The 21911-nt window shown below is 61.4% G+C and carries 21 protein-coding genes; 10 read left to right on the top strand and 11 right to left on the bottom strand.

Annotation, left to right across the window (positions count from 1 at the left end):
• The first annotated feature begins 17 nt into the window (after positions 1 to 17).
• Entirely contained in the window at positions 18 to 926 is a 909-nt protein-coding gene (locus tag IF204_RS16950) for a LysR substrate-binding domain-containing protein (protein ID WP_194098363.1), read from the top strand.
• Here IF204_RS16950 and IF204_RS16945 read toward each other — a convergent pair.
• From IF204_RS16945 to IF204_RS16925, 5 genes are all read right to left on the bottom strand, one after another.
• Positions 923 to 2809, bottom strand: a complete 1887-nt coding sequence (locus tag IF204_RS16945; protein ID WP_194098362.1) for a bifunctional sugar phosphate isomerase/epimerase/4-hydroxyphenylpyruvate dioxygenase family protein — start codon at positions 2807 to 2809, stop codon at positions 923 to 925. The genes IF204_RS16950 and IF204_RS16945 overlap by 4 nt on opposite strands.
• A gap of 12 nt (positions 2810 to 2821) precedes the next feature.
• Positions 2822 to 4096, bottom strand: coding sequence for a TRAP transporter large permease (locus IF204_RS16940; protein ID WP_194098361.1), 1275 nt, complete (start codon positions 4094 to 4096; stop codon positions 2822 to 2824).
• A gap of 4 nt (positions 4097 to 4100) precedes the next feature.
• On the bottom strand, positions 4101 to 4628 hold the full coding sequence (locus IF204_RS16935) for a TRAP transporter small permease (protein WP_194098360.1): 528 nt from the start codon (positions 4626 to 4628) through the stop codon (positions 4101 to 4103).
• Between the two features lie 84 nt (positions 4629 to 4712).
• Positions 4713 to 5720, bottom strand: coding sequence for a DctP family TRAP transporter solute-binding subunit (locus tag IF204_RS16930; protein WP_228069560.1), 1008 nt, complete (start codon positions 5718 to 5720; stop codon positions 4713 to 4715).
• 22 nt (positions 5721 to 5742) lie between these two features.
• Positions 5743 to 6645 carry a shikimate dehydrogenase gene (locus IF204_RS16925; protein ID WP_194098359.1) on the bottom strand — a complete coding sequence of 301 codons (903 nt, stop codon included), beginning with the start codon at positions 6643 to 6645 and terminating at the stop codon, positions 5743 to 5745.
• A gap of 122 nt (positions 6646 to 6767) precedes the next feature.
• Between IF204_RS16925 and IF204_RS16920 the strand changes: the two genes are divergently transcribed.
• Positions 6768 to 7427, top strand: a complete 660-nt coding sequence (locus tag IF204_RS16920) for a TetR/AcrR family transcriptional regulator (protein ID WP_194098358.1) — start codon at positions 6768 to 6770, stop codon at positions 7425 to 7427.
• Here the strand turns inward: IF204_RS16920 and IF204_RS16915 are convergent.
• Positions 7424 to 7870 carry an RrF2 family transcriptional regulator gene (locus IF204_RS16915; RefSeq protein WP_228069559.1) on the bottom strand — a complete coding sequence of 149 codons (447 nt, stop codon included), beginning with the start codon at positions 7868 to 7870 and terminating at the stop codon, positions 7424 to 7426. The two genes, IF204_RS16920 and IF204_RS16915, sit on opposite strands and share 4 nt — an antisense overlap.
• 86 nt (positions 7871 to 7956) lie before the next feature.
• On the opposite strand from IF204_RS16915, the gene IF204_RS16910 reads away from it, so the two are divergent.
• The gene (locus IF204_RS16910) at positions 7957 to 8586 is read left to right on the top strand and encodes a class I SAM-dependent methyltransferase (RefSeq protein WP_228069557.1); all 630 of its coding nucleotides are present in this window, start codon (positions 7957 to 7959) and stop codon (positions 8584 to 8586) included.
• On the opposite strand, the gene IF204_RS16905 is transcribed toward IF204_RS16910, so the two are convergent.
• The 4 genes from IF204_RS16905 to IF204_RS16890 all read right to left on the bottom strand — a co-directional run bounded on the left by IF204_RS16905 (position 8587) and on the right by IF204_RS16890 (position 12851).
• A complete protein-coding gene (locus IF204_RS16905) occupies positions 8587 to 9177 on the bottom strand; it encodes a TetR/AcrR family transcriptional regulator (protein ID WP_194098356.1) in 591 nt (196 codons plus the stop codon).
• An 84-nt stretch (positions 9178 to 9261) separates the two neighbouring features.
• On the bottom strand, positions 9262 to 10134 hold the full coding sequence (locus tag IF204_RS16900) for an aldo/keto reductase family oxidoreductase (RefSeq protein ID WP_194098355.1): 873 nt from the start codon (positions 10132 to 10134) through the stop codon (positions 9262 to 9264).
• A 160-nt stretch (positions 10135 to 10294) separates the two neighbouring features.
• Positions 10295 to 12031, bottom strand: a complete 1737-nt coding sequence (dhaL, locus tag IF204_RS16895) for a dihydroxyacetone kinase subunit DhaL (protein WP_194098354.1) — start codon at positions 12029 to 12031, stop codon at positions 10295 to 10297.
• A 1-nt stretch (position 12032) separates the two neighbouring features.
• Positions 12033 to 12851, bottom strand: a complete 819-nt coding sequence (locus tag IF204_RS16890) for a sugar phosphate isomerase/epimerase family protein (protein ID WP_194098353.1) — start codon at positions 12849 to 12851, stop codon at positions 12033 to 12035.
• Positions 12852 to 13067: 216 nt separating this feature from the next.
• On the opposite strand from IF204_RS16890, the gene IF204_RS16885 reads away from it, so the two are divergent.
• The 6 genes from IF204_RS16885 to IF204_RS16860 all read left to right on the top strand — a co-directional run bounded on the left by IF204_RS16885 (position 13068) and on the right by IF204_RS16860 (position 18659).
• Positions 13068 to 13919, top strand: a complete 852-nt coding sequence (locus IF204_RS16885) for a transketolase (RefSeq protein ID WP_194098352.1) — start codon at positions 13068 to 13070, stop codon at positions 13917 to 13919.
• Positions 13916 to 14944 carry a transketolase family protein gene (locus tag IF204_RS16880; protein ID WP_194098351.1) on the top strand — a complete coding sequence of 343 codons (1029 nt, stop codon included), beginning with the start codon at positions 13916 to 13918 and terminating at the stop codon, positions 14942 to 14944. Before IF204_RS16885 ends, IF204_RS16880 begins: the two co-directional genes overlap by 4 nt.
• Before the next feature lie 28 nt (positions 14945 to 14972).
• Positions 14973 to 15728: an SDR family NAD(P)-dependent oxidoreductase gene (locus IF204_RS16875; protein ID WP_194098350.1), complete on the top strand. Its 756-nt coding sequence runs from the start codon at positions 14973 to 14975 to the stop codon at positions 15726 to 15728.
• Positions 15729 to 15861: 133 nt separating this feature from the next.
• Complete coding sequence (locus tag IF204_RS16870; RefSeq protein WP_194098349.1) at positions 15862 to 16833, top strand: TRAP transporter substrate-binding protein; 972 nt, start codon at positions 15862 to 15864, stop codon at positions 16831 to 16833.
• A 32-nt stretch (positions 16834 to 16865) separates the two neighbouring features.
• Positions 16866 to 17390, top strand: a complete 525-nt coding sequence (locus tag IF204_RS16865; protein WP_194098348.1) for a TRAP transporter small permease — start codon at positions 16866 to 16868, stop codon at positions 17388 to 17390.
• A 12-nt stretch (positions 17391 to 17402) separates the two neighbouring features.
• Positions 17403 to 18659 (top strand): TRAP transporter large permease, encoded by a 1257-nt coding sequence (locus IF204_RS16860; protein WP_194098347.1) that lies wholly within the window; start codon positions 17403 to 17405, stop codon positions 18657 to 18659.
• A 28-nt stretch (positions 18660 to 18687) separates the two neighbouring features.
• Here IF204_RS16860 and IF204_RS16855 read toward each other — a convergent pair whose 3' ends face one another.
• A complete protein-coding gene (locus tag IF204_RS16855) occupies positions 18688 to 19686 on the bottom strand; it encodes a LysR family transcriptional regulator (protein WP_194098346.1) in 999 nt (332 codons plus the stop codon).
• Positions 19687 to 19846: 160 nt separating this feature from the next.
• On the opposite strand from IF204_RS16855, the gene IF204_RS16850 reads away from it, so the two are divergent.
• On the top strand, positions 19847 to 21886 hold the full coding sequence (locus IF204_RS16850) for a YgiQ family radical SAM protein (RefSeq protein ID WP_228069556.1): 2040 nt from the start codon (positions 19847 to 19849) through the stop codon (positions 21884 to 21886).
• The last annotated feature ends 25 nt before the right edge of the window (positions 21887 to 21911 follow it).

Raw genomic sequence — 21911 nt, 5'->3', positions numbered from 1 at the left:
GCCTTATCCATAACCAAATGAGCATACCTAACGGACTGAAGCTGCGTCATATCGAAGGATTCCTCGCCGTTGCGCAGGATGGCACGATCTCTGGCGCGGCGCGAAAACTGAACATGACGCAGCCCGCGTTGTCGAAAACCATCGGCGAATTGGAGCTGAGGTTGGGGTCGGTTCTGTTTGATCGAGTGGGGCGCAAAACCGTGCTGACCGCGGCCGGCGAAACGTTCCAGCGCCATGCGCTGAGCGCGATGAACAGTATCGAGGCGGGTGTCAGATCGCTCGGCGGTGAGGATCGGCGGCACACTGTTTCGGTGGGCATTCTGCCGACGGTGGCGGGGGAGTTTTTCCCCTCCGTCGCGCTGGAATTTTCCCGTCAGCGGCCAGAAGCGCAGATCCGTGTCCTCACCGGGCCAAACAAATATCTGCTGGAGCGGCTACGAGCGGGGGAGATCGACCTGATGGTCGGGCGGATGCCGACGGCGGCGGACCTTGCGGGGCTGAAATTCGAATTCCTCTATGAAGATCCGATCTGGCTGGTCGCTCGTGCGGGGCATCCGATGGCAAATGCCGACCCCGCCGACGCCGTGCGGAAAAGCCCGCTAATCCTGCCGAACAAGGGCGCGATCATCCGCGAGGCGGTGGACGCGTACCTCAACGTCATCGGGCTGGACGATGTGCAGCCCGCGTTCGAATCCGTGACGTTGTCGTTCGCGCGGGCGCTGCTGCTGAATTCGGACATGATGTGGTTCATCTCGCGCGGGGTGGTCCGGCAAGAGGTCCGGTCGGGCTCGCTGATGACGTTTCCGGTCAAGAGCGCGTTCATGTCGGGCGCGCTGGGGATGACGACAAAACCGACCGCTGAAGCCAACGGCATTGTCGCGCATCTGGCTGAATTGCTGAGGAAATTCGGCGCCTGCGAGGATTAGGCCGCAGGCACGCCCTTGACCCGTCCGAGCCGCTTTTGGGCAGCGATCCGGAACGGCGCGTTCGGGCCGCCAAAGCCGGTGTATCCGTCGCCGCGCTGGACGATTTCGAAGAACATGCCGCCCGCGAAACTGCGAGAGTAAAGCTGGAAGAAGCTGCGACCGTTTTCTTCGTCGTAGAGGACATTCGCGGCCTTCAGCCGGGCCAGCAGATCGGGCGAGATGTCGAAACGGCTGGCGAGGTCGGCGTAGTAGTTCGCGGGGATCGGCAGAACCTCGAACTTGCAGTCGGCCAGAGCTTTCGCCGTCGCGAAAATATCGTCTGTATCCAGTGCGATGTGCTGGACCGACGCACCGAAATTCGACGCAAGGAAGTTACCCGCCAGCGTGCGGTGCGTTTCGGCGCCGTTGAGCGTGACGCGCATTTCGCCGCCCTTTGATTCCACAATCTGGCTACGGACGAGGCCGTCGGGGTCGATCACGTCGACCATGGGCGATTTCTGCATGTCGAACAGCGACGAATAGAACAGCGTCCAGCTGAGCATATCGTCGTAGCTCATGGTCTGGGCGAGGTGGTCGATCCGCTTGAGGCCCGCGCCCTTGGCCTTGTCGCCGGTCGGCACGAATTCGACGTCCCACACGCGGGACAGGCCGCTGTCTTCGTCGATGAAATGCAGGATCGAGCCTTCGAGACCGCGAATGGCGGGGATGTCCAGCTCTCCCGGGCCGAGCGGTTGGTCAAAGGGTGACATCCCCAGAGCGCGTGCGCGCTCCACGGTGTCCTGCGCGGAGGAGACCCGCAGCCCGATGTCACAAACGCTCAGCCCGCGCGCATTCCAGACGTGAGCGGCGTGGCCCTCGGGGTCGGAATTGACGACGATGCGGATCTCGCCCTGCTGCCACAGGTCGATGTCTTTGTTGCGGTGGCGGGCGGTGCGGACGAAGCCGAGCGAACCGAGAAGGCCAGCCAGCTTGCCCGCGTCATCGCCGCGCGCGGTGAATTCGATGAACTCGACACCGTGAACGCCGATGCGAGAAGGGATCGCGGGCAGGTCGACTTTGACCTCCGGTTCGGCTTTGCGCACGTCGTCCATCAGGGTGATGAGCGAGCGGTAGCCATCCTTGGCCACGGTGCGAGCATTGCCGCCGCGGAACTGGTCGTTGAAAATCTCGAGGCTGAGCGGGCCGGTGTAGCCCGCCGCCATGACCGCCTGCATAAAGCCGCGCACGTCCAGATCGCCTTCGCCCGGCATGTTGCGGAAATGGCGGGACCAGTAGAGCAGATCCATCGGGATCGCGGGCGCATCGGCCAGCTGGACAAAGAAAATCTTGTCACCGGGGATCGAGCGGATGCTTTCGGGCGACAGTCCGCGACCCAGCGTGTGGAAGCTGTCGAGGATCAGACCGATGTTGTCATGATCGGCGCGGCGCACGATTTCCCACGCGTCGCGGTGGTCGTTGACATGGCGGCCCCACGCAAGCGCCTCGTAACCGACCCGCAGACCTCGCGCCTTGGCGCGCTCGCCCAGCTCATTGAGGTCATTGGCAGCACGGTCGATCCCGCCGAGCGAGGCGGGATGGCATGACGAGCAGATCAGGATGAGGTCGGTGCCCAGTTCCTGCATGAGGTCGAATTTCCGCTCCGCACGGTCGAACGCCTTGTAGCGCAGCGGCTCGGGCAGGCATTCGAAATCGCGGAACGGCTGGAGCATTGTGATCTCCAGCCCGTGATCGCGCACCATGCGGCCCACCTCGGCGGGGGAGCCGTCATGCGCGATGAAATCCTGCTCGAAAATCTCGATGCCATCGTACCCCGCCGCCGAAATCGCTGCGAGCTTTTCGGTAAGCGTGCCGGAGATGGAGACGGTGGCAATCGAGGTTTTCATCGGAATAACTCCTTAATATCCCAGCGCTTGCGGCAGCCAGATCACGGTCTGGGGCACGAAGGTCAGGATGAGCAGAACAAGGACTTCGACAAAGAAGAACGGCAGGATGGCGCGGGTGAGTTTCGCCATGCCGACCTGAGCAATGCCTTCGGCCACGAAAAGGCAGAGGCCGAGCGGCGGGGTAATCAGACCGATCATCAGGTTGAAGATCACGAGGATACCGAAGTGCACCGGATCGACACCCATCGACACAGCGATGGGGTGGAGGATCGGAACGAGCACCAGCATGGCCGCGATGCCTTCGAGGAAGAGACCCACGAAGAGGAACAGCACGATGGTCGCCAGCAGGAACGTCGTCTTGCTGTCCACATTGCCGACAACCCAGTCGGTCAGCATGTTCGGCACCTGATTGTAGGTCAGCAGCCAGTTCGCAGCGCCCACAGCGGCAATGATCGCGAGGATCACGGCGCTATCGCGCATCGCATCCGAGAAGATACGGGGCAGGGCGGCGAAGCTGATCTTGCGGTAGACAAGGCCACCGAGGATCAGCGCGTAAGCCACGGCGAACGTGGCCGCTTCGGTTGGGGTGACGATGCCGAGCAGGATCGAGCCGACCACAAAGAACGGCATCAGCAGGGGAAGGATACCGCCGAGCAGTGCCTGCGCGGGCGGGGTGCTCACGAGGTCGCTGGATTGGTCGCCCTTGTCAACTTTGACCGTCAGCATCACGTAGGCCGACAGGAAAATCGCCAGCAGAATGCCGGGAATGACGCCCGCAAGGAACAGCGAGGGCACGGTGACGCCGGTCACAGTCAGCGCGTAGATGATGACGGGGATCGACGGCGGAATGATCGGGCCGATGACCGAGGACGCGGCAGTCAGCGCGGCGGCGAATTCGCGGGTGTAGCCGTGCTTTTCCATTTCGGGAATGAACACGCGGCCAAGCGCGGAGGTGTCGGCAACCGCAGACCCCGACAGGCCCGCAAAGATCACGGAGGCCCAGATATTCACCATCGCGAGGCCCGCGCGCATACGGCCGACGAGGACGTTCGCGAATGCGATGATCCGCTGGGTGATGCCGCTTTCGTTCATCAACTCGCCCGCGAGGACGAACAGCGGAATGGCGAGCAACGGGTAGCTGTTGAGGCTCTTGTACATTTCGGTCGCGACGATGCGGATAGCGTAGGGCGCATCGTTCATCGACATGAACGTCAGAAGGGCCGCGATGATGGAAATGGCGATCGGGGCGCCGATCAGCAGGGCGACGATGAGGACAACGTAGACCATGTTCTCAGGCCTCCTTCAGTTCAGCGGCGCGCTCGATCAGGCGCAGCAAGGCCGCAACGGCAAGCATCGCGCCGCCAAGGGCAATGGCGAACTGCCACGGGCCGACTTTGCCGATCCATTCGAGCTGGACGATGCCGGTGCTGTCGGCGATCCAGTCGGCGGTTTTCTTCAGGCCAGAGCTGTCGCGATCACCGCGGCGCATCATGAACTGGTAGCCCGACTGGATCAGCGCAAGGCCGCAGATCAGAGTGATGACGTCCGTGATGAGGAACAGAAGCTGGCGGGTCTTGGCGCTCAGCATGTCCGTCAGCACGGTGAAACGGATGTGGCGGTCGGTCATATAGGCATAGGCCAGACCGAACATGACGCCATAGATCGTCAGGTAAATCGGAAGCTCCTCGCCCCACGGCAGCGACTTGCCGATGGTGTAGCGACGGACCGAGTTCACGAAGATGATGAGAAACACGAGGGCCATCGACGTTCCCGCTCCGAAGGCAAAGATACGTCTGACGATGCGGTTAATTGTGTCCATGAAAGCAGCTCTTTTCGGGCTTTGGGGGAACAGGGGCGCGGTGGGCGCCCCTGTTCTTTGCATGGGAGAGATAGATTTAGGCGATTAGTTCGAGGCCGACGAAACGGCTTCTTGCAGGTTGTCGATCCAGACAGCGTCGTCACCAAGCTCGCCGCGCAGGTATTCGATCACTGCCGGCTGGGCCTTTTCAGCGAACGCAGCGATTTCGTCTGCGGTCGGCGAGTAGACCTGCATGCCTTCTTCCTGAACCTTGTTCACGCCTTCAGCGGTGCCCCACTGCTGGATCGCGCGGCCCATGTTACCAGCAACGCGCGCCGCTTTGGCGACGACCTGCTGTTCGGCGTCCGAAAGACCCTGATAGAAGTCATCCGAGATCAGGATGAAGTCGGCAGCGTAAACGTGACCGTCGAGGGTCATGTACTTCTGAAGCTCGTGCAGGCCGTTGTTGTAGATCACGCCAACGGGGTTTTCCTGACCGTCGACAACGCCGGTCGACAGCGCGTTCGGCAGTTCGGTCCATGCGATCGGGGTCGGCTCACCGCCCAGACCCGAAACCATCTCGACGTAGAGCGGGATCGGCTGAACACGGAACTTCAGGCCTTCCATATCGGCAGGCGAGCGGATTTCGCGGGTGTTGTTGGTGAAGTTGCGGAAGCCGGTTTCACCGTAAGCCAGCGTGCGCAGGCCGGTCTGCTCAAGGCAGTGCTCTGCCAGTGCGTCACCGAATTCACCGTCCAGAACGTCCCACGCGATAGTGGCCGACGAGAAGGTGTAAGGGATGTCGAGAACGCCAGCCGCGGGGCAGACCTTGGACATTGCGCCCGAAACCATGACGACCTGAGTGAGGCCCTCTTCGGCCTGACCGACGAGTTCGTCTTCGTTGCCGAGTGCGCCAGCCGGGAAAAGCTCCACGGTCAGGTCGGTTTCACCTTCGACGATGTTCTTGAAGATGTGAGCGGCAGCGCCTTTTTTCGATGCCATCCAGTCGTCCGGATCAACGTGACCGAAACGGATGGTCTGTGCGTTGGCCGAAGCGGCCATGCCCGCGACGAGCGCGGTAGTTGCTGCGAGTGCTGCGAATTTGAAAGCCATTGTGGTCTCCTCCCTTAGGCGTTCAGGATCCCGCATTGCTGCGGGGTTGAGTGTCGAAGGCATCGAAAGTCGCCTTCATTCGTGAAGGATCGGCAGGCCGACCCGTAAACAGTTCGAAGGCGCGGACGGCCTGATAGACGGCCATCCCGGACCCGGGCATCGTCTGACAGCCCGCAGCGCGCGCGTCTTTCAGCAATTGGGTCTCAAGCGGAAAATACACGATATCCGCGACCCAAGTGGAATTTCTGTGAAGTTCGGCAGGAACGGCGGTTCCCGGCAGCTTGGCCATACCCATCGGGGTGGCGTTCACGATGCCGTCCGGCGCGGTATCCCGTAGGAACGCGACGAGGTCGCTCACGGTTTCGGACAGGCAGTCGGTCTGGCTCTCGTGGAGTTGCGCCGACAGATCGTTCGCGCGCTTTTCGTCCGTGTCGAAGATCGACAGACGTTTAACGCCCGAGCGGGCCAGCGCGTGAGCTACGGCAACGCCTGCACCGCCTGCGCCGATCAGCACGACGTGATCGTGAGCGCTGTCGCCGAGGTACATCTCGAACGCGGTTTTGAAGCCGGACGCGTCGGTGTTGTGGCCGGTGCGCTTGCCGTTACGGAAAATCACGGTGTTCACCGCGCCAACCGCACGCGCACCGTCGGACAGATCGTCGAGGTGGTCGATGACCTCGACCTTGTAGGGGTAGGTGATGTTGAGGCCCGCGTAACCGCTGTCCTCTGCGATGTTCAGAAGGTCGCGGAGCGTGTGGCCTGCATAGTCCGACGTGTCGGTGTCGATCAGATCGTAGGTGCAGCGCAGACCTTGGGCCTCGGCCTCGGCGATGTGCATCGCTGGGGTGCGCGACAGGCCGATACCTTTGCCGATCAGTCCCATGCGGACTGTGGTCTGCACCTGATCTGTATCGGTCAACGGCATTGCGGGCGCTCCTCCCAAAGCGATTCTGACCTCACAATGAACCGTACGGTTAATTGCGTCAACGCAAATGTACCGGACGGTTAAACTTGACCAGGCAAGCCGTTTGAACGAAAGTATTTTTTATGACCAAAGAGCCCAAGATTTCAGCACCCAAGAAGCCTCGTTCGTGGAAGCAAGACCCCGAAGCGGTGAAGGCTGACATCCTCGCGGCGGCCAAGGTCGAATTCGCGAAACACGGGCTTTCTGGTGCCAGAGTTCAGGACATCGCGGATCAGATCCAGACGTCCAAGCGTATGATTTTCTATTATTTCGGGGACAAAGAGGGGCTCTACCGCGCTGTCCTTGAAGAGGTCTACGGCAGCGTCCGTCAGGCCGAACGCGACCTGAACCTCGACGGTTTTCCGCCCATGGAGGCCCTGCGCAAACTGGTGGAGTTCACATTTGACCACCACGCCAACAACCGCGATTTCATCCGGCTCGTGATGATCGAGAATATCCATCACGGGAAGCACATGATGGACGTGGAATCGCTGATGATAACCAACACGGCGGCGATTACGCAGATTGAACGGATCTGCGATGCGGGCGTCAAAGAGGGCGTGATGCGGACCGGATTGTCACCGCTGATGATCCACTGGCAGATCTCGGCGATGAGCTTTTTCAACGTCGCGAACCAGTCGACGTTCTCCTACAACTTCGGCAACGATCTGTTCGACGAGGCGGGCCAAGCCGCGCTGCGCGAACAGGTGGTGCAGAGCATTCTGGCGTCGGTCGCGGCCTAACAGCCCGCCGCTTTGCGCCGCGCATCCACGTCGGTCTGGATGTCGGACAGGCGGATGCTTTCGAACTTTGCTAGTAGCGCCGCGGTCGCCTCGTCCAGCGTTTCGGAAATCGTCGTATTCACCGACTGCTCCACCAGACATTGCGGCGCGGGGTTCGACAGGTTGAATGCGAAGAGCGTCGGCTCTCCGATACAGGCGTAGATATCGCGCAGGGTGATGTCTTGCGTGTCTTTGATCAGCGTCCAGCCGCCGCCGTGACCACGCTCCGCCGCGACCAATCCGCCATCGCGAAGCCCTGCCATCGTGCGGCGGACAACAACAGCGTTCGTGCCCAGCATGTCCGCGATCTGCTGCGACGTCATCGGCGCATCGCTGTGAGCCATGTGCAGTAGAACGTGCAGCAGGCGGGATAGGCGGGTGTCCTGACGCAAGGGCGGCTCCATCGGGTTAAGATACTTTCTACGTTACATGATGTTGACACTGGTGCGCAATCAAGTAACTTACGATGATACTAATGAAGGAGAGTCGCATGACCACGGAAGATCCGAAGGCTTACTGGGAAGAGTTCTACCAGACCAAGCGCACCACATCCTCGGGCACGCCAAGCGGCATCCTTGTGCGGGTGACGACCGATATGGCACCGGGGCGGGCGCTGGACCTCGGGTCGTCGAACGGTGACGACGTGATCTGGCTGGCAGAGCAGGGCTGGGACGCGGTGGGTGTCGATATCTCGGAAACGGCGTGCGAGCGGGCAAGGGGGAGGGCGGAAACGCTGGAACTCAAGGGCACCGCAACGTTCGAGGCGATGGACCTGACAGAGCGCCAGCCCGAAGGCCCCTTCGATCTGGTGACGGCGCTGTTTTTCCAGTCCTCGTTCGACTTTCCACGTGGTGAGATTTTGAACAAGGTTTCGAAGCTTGTCGCCAAGGGCGGCACGCTGCTGATCGTCGCCCATGCCTCCGCCCCGCCTTGGGCGAGCGAGGAGATGAAGGAACGCGCCAAAAGCTTCCCCACGATTGAAAGCGAACTGACCGATCTGCAAGCCACTGAAGACGATTGGGAATTCGTGCAGGTCGGGATCGCCACGCGCCCTGCGAAATCGCCCGAGGGTGAGCATGCGCAGCTGGAGGATACGGTGATCCACCTGCGCCGGAAGTGATCAGAAGTCCCTGACCTTCATCCCGTTCAGAAGACAGTCGAGCGTTTCGCGGAGGTGGGCCGAATGGTCCTCCTCTGCATGGCCGGCAATCATGGCGGGGTGGATGAAAAACACCATCGCACGGAGGATCAGCCGCGCCCGCTCCATCGCGGTGTCGCCCTCATAGCCAAGCTCATGCATCAAGTCTGCCATCTGCTGGCGCAGCGCGGCGAGGTGATGGACAACGGCGGGCTGTTTTGCGTCGCTCGCCAGATTGTACGCGTGGAACACCTCCGCATCATTGAGCGCACGGTCGCGGTTCATCGTGTAGCGGGTCATGAACCACTGCTCGACCCTTTCGCGGGCGGGCAGGTCCAGCGCGCAGACCTTGGCCAATGCCTCTTCGCTTTCCAGCAGCCATTTCGCGGTGACCGCATCGACCAGCGCAGCCTTGTTGGCGAAATGCGGATAGAGCGAGGTGTGTTTGACGTCCATCGCCTTGGCCACGTCCACCAGCCGCAGCTTTTCCGAGCCGACCTTACGAAGCTGCGCCAGCGTCACTTCCAAAGCGCGTTCGCGGAGTTCTTCCTGGCTGAGGCCGGTTCTTGGCATCGATCGTCCCTGTCGGTTGGTGCGGAAACCTAACCCTATTGCCGAGGGGAGACAACGGGCCGCGCGGGGCGGCCCGAAGGTGTTTTACTTGCCGATCTTGTCCAGAGCAGCCATCGCGTCGTCGTCCAGTTTCAGCGTTGCCGCCTCCACGTTTTCGCGCAGGTGATCGACCGACGAGGTGCCGGGGATCAGCAGGATATTGGGCGAGCGGCGCAGCAGCCACGCCAGCGCGACTTGCAGCGGGGAGGCATCCACGTCCTTGGCCACAGCGGCCAGTTCGTCCGATTGCAGCGGAGAGAAACCACCCAGCGGGAAGAACGGCACGTAGGCGATTCCGGCCTTTGCCAGTTCGTCGATCATCTCGTCATCGCCGCGATTGGCGAGGTTGTAGAGGTTCTGCACGCACACGATATCCGCCATTTCGCGCGCCACGCGGGTCTGGGCGTGGGTGACGTTGCTGATGCCGATATGCTTGATAAGGCCGCGCTCTTGCAGTTTGACCATCTGCTCCATCTGGCGTGCGATCGGTTCTTCGCTGGGGCCATGACCCGCGCCGCCGCCCATGAAGCGCATGTTCACCACGTCGATCACATCAAGGCCGAGGTTGCGCAGGTTGTCTTCGACAGCCGCGGTCAGTTCGTCGTTGGATTGCGCGGGCAGCCAGTTGCCTTCGGCGTCGCGGCGGGCGCCGATCTTGGTCACGATTGTGAGATCGTCCGCGTAGGGGTGCAGCGCCTCGCGGATGATGTGGTTAGTGACGTGCGGGCCGTAGAAATCGCTGGTGTCGATGTGGTTGATGCCGAGTTCCATGGCTTCACGCAGCACGGCAATCGCGCCGTCGCGGTCGCGTGGTTCGCCGAAAGCGCCCTTACCCGCCAGCTGCATAGCGCCGTAGCCCATGCGGTTGACGCGTTTGTCGCCGAGCAGCCAAGTGCCTGCGGTTTCAATGTCTTTCATCTGGAATGTCCTTGCAGAGGAGTTCGATATTACAAAATATGTAATTCGTAAAAAATCTCGCAAGGGGTCGGCGGAAATAAATGTGCGGTTAGCACATAATATGTCCGACGTTTGTGTTTGGTGGCATGGCGCGCGGGATCATTCCGCGCGCCAGCAAGGCTTAGATGCCCGATTTCATCGCGGTCAGGATGACCACAGCCGACGCCGCGCCGGGGTCGACGTGACCGATCGAGCGGTCGCCGAGCTTGGCGGAGCGGCCACGGCGGCTTTCGATGGTTGCGGTGAAGTCGCGCCCGCTGGTGGCACCCGCGATGGCAGCGTCGAGGCATCCGTTCAGGTCGGCGCCGGATTGCAGCGCTTCCTTGGCCTTGGCGACGGCGGGAACCCAAGCGTCTATCATGGTTTTGTCCCCGACCTGAGCGCCGCCGCGTGACTGGATGCCGACGCAGATGCCTTCGATCCAGTCGACCAGCGCGCCAGCGTCAAGGTTCAGGCGGCTCGACACCGATTGACCGGCGCGGCGGAAGGCCGAGGCGTAGAGCGGGCCAGAGGATGCGCCAACGGCGTCGAGGAAAGACTTCGCCATTGTCTCGGACAGCTCCGAGATTGTCTGGAAATCCTTGCCTTCGATCTCGCCACGGACGGCGGTCCAGCCGATATCCATGGTGATGCCGTGGTCGCCGTCACCGATGACGCCGTCGAGCTCCGACAGCCAATCGCGGTTTTCGCGGATCGCATCAGCGACGCTCAGCATCATGGTCTTGAAGATCGCGGGCGTGACCTCGCCGTCCACCGCGAGGGTGGAGAGGTCGATGGCATTGCTTGCGGCGCCTGCGCTGTGGTCGCGTTTCGTGCGCTTGCCAGCAGGTGCGAGTTGGCCCGCGACGGTCAGGGCAGGGGTGCGGCACGGAGTGTCCAGCAGGCCCTTCAGGTCGTCGTCCAGCTTGAGGAACGTCACCGAAGCACCCGCCATTTCGAGCGAGGTGCAGTATTCGCCGACCCACGAGTGATGGATTTTGACGCCGCGCTCGTCGAGGATCTGCGCAACGCGGCGGTGGATGATGTAAAGCTCAAGTTGACCGGTCGCGCCGAGGCCGTTGACGAGCACGGCGACTTCATCGCCTTGGCCAAGCGGCATGTCGTTCAGAATTTTTTCGACCAGTTCGTCCGTGACTTCATCTGCCGTTTCCAGCTTGCCGCGGCGCATACCGGGTTCGCCATGAACACCCATGCCGATTTCCATCTCGTCGTGACCGATGTGGAAATTCGGTTTGCCGGTTTGCGGCATCGAGCAGGCGGTCAGCGCAACGCCCATGGAACGGCAGTTGTCATTGGCTTTCCGAGCCGCAGCCAAGCAGGCGTCCAGATCGCGTCCCTGTTCAGCAGCGGCACCTGCGATTTTGAAGACAAAGAAGTCGCCAGCAATCCCGCGACGCTCGCCAATGCGGTCAGCAGGTGCGGAGGCAACGTCGTCGGTCACTGCGACCGAGCGGGCAGGGATGCCCATGCCTTCGCATTCTTCAGCGGCCATGTCGAAGTTCAGAACGTCACCGGTGTAGTTGCCATAGAGGAACATGACACCAGCACCGCCATCCGCAGCGCGGGCAGCGTCCATGATCTGTTCGGGCGAAGGGGAGGCGAATACGTTGCCGACTGCCGCAGCGTCTGCGAGGCCGCGACCGACGTAACCGGCGAATGCGGGCTCGTGACCAGAGCCGCCGCCAATGACGATGCCGACCTTACCGTCGCGCGGGCCGTCCTTGGCCACGACAGCGCGTCCGGTCGCGCCTTCGATCATCAGCATGTCGGGGTGGGCCGAGATCATGCCTGCAAGTGCGTGGGAGATGATGTCTTCGGGGGCGTTGATGAGTTTCTTGGTGCGAATGTCGTCGGTCATCTTAACGTCCTTCGGTAAATTTTTTGGCCGCAGCGACCGTCTGTTCGATCCACGGTTGCTCTTTGGAGATCGCCGCGTCCAGACCGGCGTCATCAATCATCAGCCAGTGTTCGAGGATCACGCTCATATCGGACGGGCAATGCTTGAGCTGGTCAAGTGTCCACTCGATCGGCGCGCGCCCTTGGCCGAGCGGAACGCCGTGGATGCGGAACCCGACGCCGTAGGGATCGGGGGTGATCTCGTAGTCTTTGAGGTGCAGGTTAATCGCATAGGGCGCAAGCATCGCGATGGTCTCTTCCGGCCATTCGTTGGCACAGATCGAGTTCGCAACGTCCAGACAAACGCCCAGATGGTCATCGTTCACCGCGTCCAGCAGCTCGACCATGCGGGGGGAAGGGTAGTTGAAGTGGTTCTCGATCGCGATCTTCATACCGGCTGCACGGGCACGATCAACACGAGGGCGGAGCTGTTCGGCCAGTTCGGCAACGGGGATATGTCCGTCGGCTTCGTCCAGAGCGACCCGCAGGATTTTCGCGTGAAGGCGCTTGCCGATTTCCACGTATTCATCGACCTGATCGGCATCGAAACACTGGGTGCCAAGTTCGAGCGCGAGACCTTTTTCCTGCGCGATTTCATAGATCTTGTGGTGGTCGGCTTCGCTGTAGCGGTCCAGCGGCATGTTGTCGGCGTATTGCACGACCTCCAGCCCCAGATCGGATGCGCGATCCAGCAGATCGAACGCGTTTAGCGGCTTGGCCGGAACCTGATCCTTGATGCCGATAGACCAACGGTAAGCATAGCTGCCTAGCCCGAGTTTCATGATGTCCTCCGTCTCCTCCGGCCGGATGCGAGGGGCGCTCCGGCGCAGTTGACCTGTAGGCGTAGACAAAAACCTCTGGGCGGCCAACGAAAACCACGTGCGTTCTAGTTTAGAAATACTTCACAGCTATTTAAGATAGGTTGATTGTTTTTCCGGCCGGTTGCAGGCCATGTTCTCCTTCAACCGCGGCAGACTACCGCCGCGATGGGAGGAAATATGACAATCGAAACAGCGAAACAGCTGGCCAATGTGTCACTGGAGCGACGCGCTTGGGGTATCCGGCGCAAAGCCGTGCAGATGGGCCAAGTCCAAGGACAGGGATATGTCGGGCAGGCGCTCGGCGTGGCCGATGTGCTGGCGGTTTCGTACTTCCATGCGCTGAACCTGCGTCCTGAAAACCCCGAATGGGAAGGCCGCGACCGTTTCCTTCTGTCCATCGGTCACTACGCGATCGCGCTCTATGCAGCGCTGATCGAGGCGGGCGTTCTGCCCGAAGACGAGATCGACACTTACGGCATGGATGACAGCCGGATGCCGATGTCCGGCATGGCGTCTTACACTCCGGGAATGGAGATCACGGGCGGATCGCTCGGTCATGGCCTCGGCATTGCTGTCGGCATGGCGCTCGGTCTGAAACGCAAGGGCGGCGACCAGTTCGTCTATAACCTGATGTCCGACGGTGAGCTGGGCGAGGGTTCGACGTGGGAGGCCGTTATGTCGGCGACCCAATGGAAGCTGGATAACCTGATCTGCATCGTCGATTTCAACAACCAGCAGGCCGACGGCCCGACCCGTGACGCACTGGCCGTTGGTGCCGAAGCGCCCAAATGGAGCGCGTTCGGCTGGTTCGCCCAAGAGGTCGACGGCAACGACATGGACGCTCTTGTGGCGGCCTTCGATGCGGCCCGCAATCATGAAGGCACCCAGCCGCGCGTCATCATCTGCAACACCACGATGTGCAAAGGCGTGCCGTTCCTCGAAGCCCGTGAAATCACCCACTTTGTCCGCGTCGAAGCGGATGAGTGGGACAAGGCTCTGGCCATTCTGGATGAAGGAGCTCCCGCATGACCGCCAACGCACGCGCCCGCAAATACGAGCCGCGTCAGGCTCCGCAAACCAAGGTCGCAACGAGCGCGATGATCGCGTCGCTGGCCGCCGAAGGGTATGACACCGTTGCGGCTCCGTTCGGTCAAGCGTTGAACGAAGTTGCTGCGAAGGACGACCGCATTGTTGGCCTGTCGGCTGACCTCGCGAAATACACCGACCTGCACATCTTTGCGCAGGCCAACCCCGACCGGTTCTACCAAATGGGTATGGCGGAGCAGCTGTTGTTCTCGGCCGCGGCGGGCATGGCGCACGAAGGCTATGTGCCTTTCGCCACGACCTACGCCGTCTTCGCGTCGCGCCGCGCTTACGACTTTATCTGCATGGCGATTGCCGAGGAAAACCTCCCCGTCAAAATCGTCTGCGGCCTGCCGGGCCTCACCACAGGCTACGGCCCTAGCCACCAAGCGACCGAGGATCTCGCGATCTTCCGCGGTCTGCCGAACATGACGATCATTGATCCGGCGGATGCGACGGACGTGGCGCAGATGGTGCCCGCGATGGTCGACCACAACGGGCCGGTCTACGCCCGTCTGTTGCGCGGCAAGGTGCCTTCGGTACTGACCCGCTACAAGCCTGACTACCAGTTCAAACTGGGCAAGGCGCAGATGATCCGCGAAGGCGGCGACGTGCTGGTCGTCACTTCCGGCATCATGACGATGCGCGCGCTCGACGCCGCCGAACTGCTGGCGAAGGACGGGATCGACGTGGCGGTGCTGCACTGCCCGACGATCAAGCCGCTGGATACCGAAACAATCATTACCGAGGCCCGCAAAGGGCGGCTCTTGGTGACTGCCGAAAACCACACGGTGATCGGCGGGTTGGGCGAGGCTGTTGCTACCTCTCTCCTGACTGCTGGCGTCACACCGACGTTCCGGCAGATCGGCCTCCCCGATCAGTTTCTCGAGGCCGGCGCACTGCCGACCTTGCACGACATGTACGGCCTGAGCACCGCGAAGGTCGCCGAACAGATCCGCGGCTGGCTCTGAGCCTGACGCACTTACGAAAGGGAAAACAATGGGACTTCTTGACGGTAAATATGCCATCGTCACTGGCGGGGCTTCCCCGCGTGGTCTGGGCAAAGCGACCGCAAAGCTCTTTGCAGAGCACGGCGCGACTGTCGCTATTCTGGACCTGAACGCCGAGCAGGCGCAGGCCGCTGCCGACGACCTGCCGGGGTCGGGCCACGTTGGTCTGGCGTGCAACGTCACCGATAAAGCTGAATGTCAGGCTGTGGCCGACGAGCTGGTCGCCAAGTGGGGCGCTGTCGATATCCTCGTGAACAACGCTGGCATCACCCAGCCGCTCAAGATCATGGATATCCAGCCGGAAAACTATGACGCGGTTCTCGATGTGAACCTGCGCGGCACTCTCTACATGAGTCAGGCGCTGATCCCGCACTTCCGTTCGCGCAAATCCGGTTCGGTCGTGAACCTGTCGTCGGTTTCGGCGCAGCGCGGTGGCGGAATCTTCGGCGGCCCGCACTACTCGGCAGCCAAGGCCGGTATCCTCGGCCTGACCAAAGCCATGGCCCGCGAATGTGCGCCCGATAACGTGCGCTTCAATGCGATCTGCCCTGGCTTCATCGCGACAGACATCACCGCAGGCAAGCTGACCGACGAGATGCGTGCGATGGTTCTGGAAGGCATCCCGATGGGCCGCGCCGGTACTGCCGATGACGTTGCAGGCTGCGCCCTGTTCCTTGCGTCCGACCTTTCGGCCTACTGCACCGGCTCCGAAGTCGATGTGAACGGCGGCTCGCTGATCCACTAACGAAAAACGCTGGTCGCCATCGTGAGGGTGGCGGTCAGCGCGCAATTCCGTCATGCATCCGCATGTCGGGCCATCGCCGGAGTTTTCCGGCCGGGCGGGGAGGAGCCGCCTGTACCAAATAGGGAGAATACCAATGAAAACGACTTTCAAGACCGCGATCCTTGGCGCGACTATTCTGGCAACCGCTGCACCTGCTTTTGCTGAAGAGATCATCTTTGCCCACGGTGCGAACCCGGGTAACCCGCGCTACGCGGCTGCCGAAATGTTCGGCGCACTGGTTCCGGCCTGTACCGGCGGCGAGACCACTGTGAACGTTGCTCCGTCGGCGACCATGGGTAACGACGTCGAGATGCTGACGTCGACCGCAGCGGGCATCATCCAGATTTCCGCAAACAGCCAAGGCCCGCTTTCGCAGATCGTTCCCGAAGCCGGTATGCTCGGCCTGCCGTTCCTGTTCGAAGACCTGCCGACCGTCTGGTCCGTGGTTGACGGCGAAGTCGGCCAGATGATCGACGAGAAGGCCCAGAACGCTGGCCTCAAGATCCTCACCTTCTGGGACAACGGCATCCGTCAGGTCAGCCACACCAGCAAGAACGTCCCGACCCCCGCGGACCTCGCCGGTATGCAGATCCGCACCCCGTCGGACGAAGTGACCATCGCCACCTTCGAAGCTCTCGGCGCATCGCCTGCTCCGCTCGCATGGTCGGAACTGCCGACCGCGCTTCAGTCGGGCGTGTTCGAAGGTCAGGAAAACCCGCTGACCAACATCTACTCGGCAAAGCTGCACGAGATCACCCCGTACATCACGCTGACCGGCCACAAGTACGAGTCGACTCCGGTCGTCGCGTCGCTGATGTGGTGGTCGTCGCTCGACGAAGACACCCAGTCGTGCATCGAGAACGCCGCGAAAGAAGCCGGTTGGTACCAGCGTGGTCTGTCGCTGACCCAAAGCAATGAGCTGCGCGCAACCATGGAAGCCGAAGGCGCCATCTTCGCTGAAGTCGAAGACCGTCAGGCATTCATCGACGCGACCGCCTCGGTTTATGAAACCTACGAAGCCCAGTTCGGCGATCTGATCGCTGCTCTGCGTGAGGCTGCGCAGTGACCCCCCTGCGGGATCAAAAAGAGGGGGGCGGCATGAGCCGCCTCCTGACCAAGGCAATGGACCTCGTGGATAAGGTCATCGAATGGTCGGGCGCGGTGATCATCTTCGGCACGCTGCTGACGACATTCCTCGCGCTTTTGGTAAACGTCGTCCTACGCTACGTGTTCGGTGACGGCATTACGTGGGCCTACGAAATCCACTCGATCCTGTTCCCGTGGCTCGTTGCGGGCGGTATCGCCATTGCCTCGGTTCGTGCGCGTCACATCGCGGTCGATGTTCTGGTCTATGTGCTTCCGGTGCCCCTGCGCCGTGTGCTCGCCATTCTGGTGAATATCCTGATCTGCGCGATTGCGGTGACGGTCGTTCACACCAGCCAACCGATCATCAACGCGTCGAAATTCCAGAAACTGTCCGAGATCCCCGTGACGCAATACTGGGGCTACCTCAGCCTTTATTATGCATTCGTCTGCATGGCGATCAATGCCGCGCTGAATGTGGTGCGTCTCATCATCGGCGGTCAGGCAAACGCTGACGATAGCCAAGTCAGCTACAGCTAAAAGGAGCCCGCAATGGTCAAGCTTTTGATCTGGGTCTTTCCGATCTTCCTCATCATTTCCGTGCCTGTCGCCCAAGCCATGCTGGGCGCGACGGGCATCGCGCTCTGGGCCAACGGCAAGCCGATGGCTGTGATGGCGCAGCGCCTCTATTCGCCGACGCAGAGCTTCCCGATGCTTGCGATCCCGTTCTTTATTCTGGCGGGCAATCTGATGATGTCGGGCAAATTCGGCGAATACCTTGTGAATATTGCCAAGCTGTTCGTTGGCCGTTTCAAAGGTGGTCTGGCACAGGTTTCGATCGTCGGCTCGGTCATGTTTGGCGGCGTATCCGGCTCTGCCGTAGCGGACGCATCGGCACTCGGGAACGCGCTGATTCCCGTGCAACGCCGCGAAGGCTATCCCGCCGGTTTTGCGGCTGCCGTCAACGCGTCTTCCTCGACCGTTTCGGTGCTGATCCCGCCGTCGATCCCGCTGATCCTTTACGGTCTGGTGTCGAACACGTCGATCATCGACCTGTTTGTTGCGGGCATTGTTCCGGGTGTCATGCTGGGTATCGGCATGTTCAGCGCCGTTTACTTCGTATCGAAGAAGCTGAACCTGCCGACCGCTGAACTCCCCGGAGGTTTCCGCGCCTACAAATCGCAACTCTGGCACGCACTTCCCGCGCTCGCGATGCCTGTCTTCGTCATTGGCACCCTGCGCTTCGGCGTTGCGACTCCTACGGAGGTTTCCGTGATGGCGGTGGCCTACGCGCTCCTCGTGTCGGGCGGCATCTACCGCGACCTCAAGCTCAAGGACATCTGGCGCGCGATGATTGACACGGGTGTGATGACCGGTGCGGTGATGGTCATCATCATGGCTTCGAACGTGATCCAGTGGATCCTGACCGCCGAGCGCACGCCCGAAACGCTCGCGATGTGGGTGACCAGTGCGCTGAGCGAGCCGTGGATGGTCATTATGGCTATGAACATCATCATGCTGATCGTCGGCACCTTCCTTGATCTGCCTGCTGCGGTTCTGCTGCTCGGCCCGCTGTTTGTGACCATCGCGAACGCCATCGGCCTCGATTTGGTGCAGCTGGGCCTGATGATGGTCGTGAACCTCGCTATCGGCCTCTACACGCCTCCGGTCGGGACGACACTGTTCATATCGGCCGCGATTGCGCAGACGAGTATAGGGTCAGTCGTCAGGGCGCTGTTCCCATTCTACGCAGTCGGGATCGTGGTGCTATTGCTGATATCGTATCTGCCGTTCCTGACGATCTACTGATCTTTGATGACCCTCGCTCCGGCGGGGGTCATTCGCTTTCAGGGGGTATGAATTCGACGCCGGGTACCTGTCGGCCCGTCACATCGCGGCTCCGGCAGCCGAGGCCGTCCAGCACGCGTTGTACCAGCGCGTCATGCGCCTGACCTTCAGCCCGCATCCAGTCGGTGAAGAGACGGACAATGCGGCGGCTGGTGTGGCGTGGCGGACAAACGATCCAATAGGCGGGGAAGCGGATAACCTCGAACGCGTTCGACAGCGGCACCAGCGCGCCGCTTTCCAGTTCGTTAATCGCGAGCGTCGTGCTTTCCAGCACCACGCCGCCACCGTCACGGGCGACTTGGAGCGCCATCGACGAACGGTCGAAGCGCAGCGGATAAACAAGCCGCTCACCCATCACGCCCTGACGCGCCAGCCAGAAATCCCAGCGATAGTGTGTTTTGACCGAGTCGATCAGACGCGCGTTCAGAAGCTGCCCGATGGGGCTGTCCGACTGTTGTTTGAGTTCCGCAAGGTATTGGGGCGAGCACATGGGCAGCACGCAGTCGTGCATCACGCAGTCTTCGTGAAGGCCGGTCCAGCCGCCCTCGCCATAGCGCAGATCAAGGTCGACGACTTCGGTCTCGAAATCGGTAAAGTCCGGCGCCGCGTCGATCCTCAGATCCCAGTTCGGCGCGCTGTCGAGGAAGGATTTGACCCGAGGCCCGAGCCAGCGCACGGCAAAGGAGGGCGAAACGCGCAGGATGAACTGCCGGTTTTCGCGCTGGCGTTTGATGGCCGACTGGACGTCCCGCATCAGGCGGAACGCTTGAGTCGTCGACTGGAAGAGGCGCTCGCCGTCCAGCGTCAATGTCATGCGGCGCTTTTCGCGGCGAAAGAGGCGGACTCCGAACTGCTGTTCGAGCTGTCTGATCTGCTGGCTGACCGCAGAGGGAGACACGCCAAGCTCTTCGGCCGCTTTCGAAACCCCGCCGAGGCGGGCAACGGCCTCGAAGTGGTTCATTGCATTGAGATTTAGATCGCTGCTCATACGCAACTGCTACGTCAACTCGCGCGTCTCGCATAGTTATTTGAGATTTGAACGATAAAAATGTGCGCTCGGGGTATGGCCCCGTCCGACATTGAGTTGTTTTGCAGGCTGTGATATGCGCCCGCAGATCAGCTACAGAAGCAAACTCCCCGAAAATACCATGAACCAGATGATGACGGCCCCCAAGTATATTGGCGGAAGAGCAGCGCCATTCCTTCCGATGACCCGCGCAGAGATGACGCGGCTCGGATGGGACGAGTGTGACATTATCCTTGTCACCGGCGACGCCTATGTGGACCACCCCAGCTTTGGCATGGCGCTGATCGGGCGTTTGCTGGAGGTCGAGGGCTACCGCGTCGGTATCATCTCGCAGCCCGATTGGCAGTCTGCCGATGCGTTCAAGGAACTGGGCCGCCCGCGTTTGTTCTTTGGTGTGACCGGCGGTAACCTCGACTCGATGGTTAACCGCTACACCTCGGACCGCAAACTGCGCAGCGACGACGCCTATACGGCGGGCGGCGAGGGGGGCAAGCGTCCCGACCGCTGCACGATCGTTTACACCCAGCGTTGCCGCGAAGCGTATAAGGACGTGCCTGTAATCCTCGGGGGGATCGAGGCTTCGCTGCGCCGCATTGCCCATTATGACTACTGGTCGGATAAGGTCCGCCGCTCGATCCTCGCAGATGCGAAGGCCGATCTGCTGGTCTATGGCAACGCCGAGCGCGCGATTGTCGAACTGGCGAACCGTATCGCGCAGGGCGAAGTCGCCAAGGAAATCGACGACGTGCGTGGTGTCGCGCTGTTCCGCTCGGTGCCCGAAGACTATCAGGAACTGCCTGCCGATGACCTCGATAGCGCCGACGAGGCCGCGACCCGTCACCCTGGCAAGACCGTCATTCGCCTGCCGTCCTTCGAGGTGGTGGAAAAGGACAAAGACGCCTACGCCCGCGCGTCGCGTGTTCTGCACCGCGAAGCCAATCCGGGTAACGCGCGTCCGCTGGTCCAACGCCACGGCGACCGCGATCTGTGGCTGAACCCGCCGCCGATCCCGCTGAAGTCCGAGGAAATGGACGCGGTCTACGACCTGCCCTATGCGCGCATCCCGCACCCGTCCTACATGGACGCGAAAGTACCCGCCTACGAGATGATCAAGGCGTCGGTCACGATCATGCGCGGCTGCTTTGGCGGCTGTACCTTCTGTTCGATCACCGAGCACGAAGGCCGCGTGATCCAGAACCGCTCCGAAGCGTCGATCCTGCGCGAGATCGAACTGATCCGCGACAAGACGCCGGGCTTCAAGGGCGTCATTTCGGACGTGGGCGGCCCGACCGCCAACATGTACCGGATGGCCTGCAAAGATCCGAACATCGAAAAGAACTGCCGCCTGCCGTCCTGCGTGTTCCCTGACATCTGTCCGAACCTGAACACCTCGCACGACGACCTGATCCAGCTGTACCGCAAGGTCCGCGAAGTCGACGGTATCAAGAAGGTCATGGTTGCTTCGGGCGTGCGCTACGACCTTGCCGTCCGCAGCCCCGAGTACGTCGAAGAACTGGTGACGCACCACGTCGGCGGTTACCTCAAAATTGCGCCGGAACACACCGAGCGCGGGCCGCTCGACGTCATGATGAAGCCGGGCATCGGGACTTATGACAAGTTCAAGGAAATGTTCGACGCCGCTGCCGAGAAGGCGGGCAAGAAGTACTATCTGATCCCGTACTTCATCGCCGCCCACCCCGGAACGACGGACGAGGACATGATGAACCTCGCGCTGTGGCTCAAGAAAAACCGCTACCGCGCCGATCAGGTGCAGACCTTCCTGCCGTCTCCGATGGCGACCGCGACCGCGATGTACCACACGGGCGTCAACACGCTGCGCGGTGTGCGCCGAGGCGGCGGAGAAAAGGTTGATACCGTCCGCGGTGGTCGTCAGCGCCGTATCCATAAGGCGTTCCTGCGCTACCACGACCCCGACAACTGGCCGCTGCTGCGCGAGGCGCTGAAATCCATGGGCCGCGCCGATCTGATCGGGCCGCGTCCGGACCAGCTGATCCCTGCGCACCAGCCCGTTGGTACGGGTTCGGGCAACGGCAAGGGGCCAAAGAAGTTCGGCAACCGCTCCAGCAGCCGACCCAATTCGCGGCCAATGAAGTTCACGACGAAGGGCAACCAGTACCCGTCGAAACCCAAGAAAAAATAAAGAACTCGGGCTTCGGCCCGATTTT

Source organism: Marivivens aquimaris (assembly GCF_015220045.1).
Classification (GTDB): Bacteria; Pseudomonadota; Alphaproteobacteria; order Rhodobacterales; family Rhodobacteraceae; genus Marivivens; species Marivivens aquimaris.
This window is presented reverse-complemented; position numbering and strand designations above follow the sequence as displayed.